This window comes from Methanoculleus sp. MH98A (genome assembly GCF_000691865.1).
Taxonomy (GTDB): Archaea; Halobacteriota; Methanomicrobia; order Methanomicrobiales; family Methanoculleaceae; genus Methanoculleus.
Map to the genome: position 1 here is coordinate 1 of NZ_JMIO01000167.1, position 880 is coordinate 880.

At 52.3% G+C, this 880-nt stretch carries 1 protein-coding gene; it reads left to right on the top strand.

Annotated features, from left to right (window positions below; genetic code table 11):
• Positions 1–538 precede the first annotated feature (538 nt).
• The coding region (locus EI28_RS12345) for a DUF4013 domain-containing protein (protein WP_048115261.1) at positions 539–880 on the top strand (342 nt) is incomplete at its 3' end.

Genomic DNA, 880 nt, shown 5'->3' on the forward strand with positions numbered 1-880 from the left:
GCTGGTTGACGTCAGACAGTTTCTTAAAACGTGCACTAGCAGTATTTGGTTACAATCTCGTCGCAGGTCTGATAATCTGGCTGGGCTTATTCATTATCTTCATGCTTTTCGGAGTGGTGGCTGCATTGGTATTTGGAACGTACTAACCAATCTTTTGGGTTTCCTCGATACGGGTCTTACCGGCGGGAACGTGGTCATCGGAATCGGCGTTTCTCTGCCGGGCTTTTGAATCTTGGTGAGTAATTTCTTGCAGCATCATATCCACACCGTTCGTTCACGCAAAGCCGCAGGGGATGACGTTGCGCAAGGACGGAGTTCTTACCGGTGCTCATGCTCCCCTCCCCGGCTGCCTGTCGCTGCCGTATTCTCAGCGTTTATATGCCGCGCTGTCCCTGCTCCGGAAAACGTTCTCAGCGCTGATTGCCTGATTCGTGGTGAAATGATCGCCCGGTTTCAGCAAAGGAAGGCTGCAAAAAGAGGAATTATGGCAACGCTTTTATACCATATAATCTCACAGTAAATCGTGGGTGATACACCTATGGATTATGGAAACATGCTGGGCGATTCGTTCAGCTATGCAAAAGACGCTGTCTGGGGCAAATGGGTCCAGTGGATCCTGCTCGCCATCAGCACGATCATATTCCCGCTCATCATGGGGTATATGGTCCGGATCTACAGCGGTGTGAAGCCGGCTCCCGAGGTAGGGAACTGGGTAGGGATGTTCATTGACGGCCTGAAACTCTTCGTCATCGGCTTCATTTACGCCATTCCGCTCTTCATCATCATGGCCATCTTCATGGTACCTGCAATCATGGCAGCCAACGGCGGAGACCCCCTGCTCGCCCTTGGGTCGCTGGGTATCGGCCTCCTGCTCGTGCTC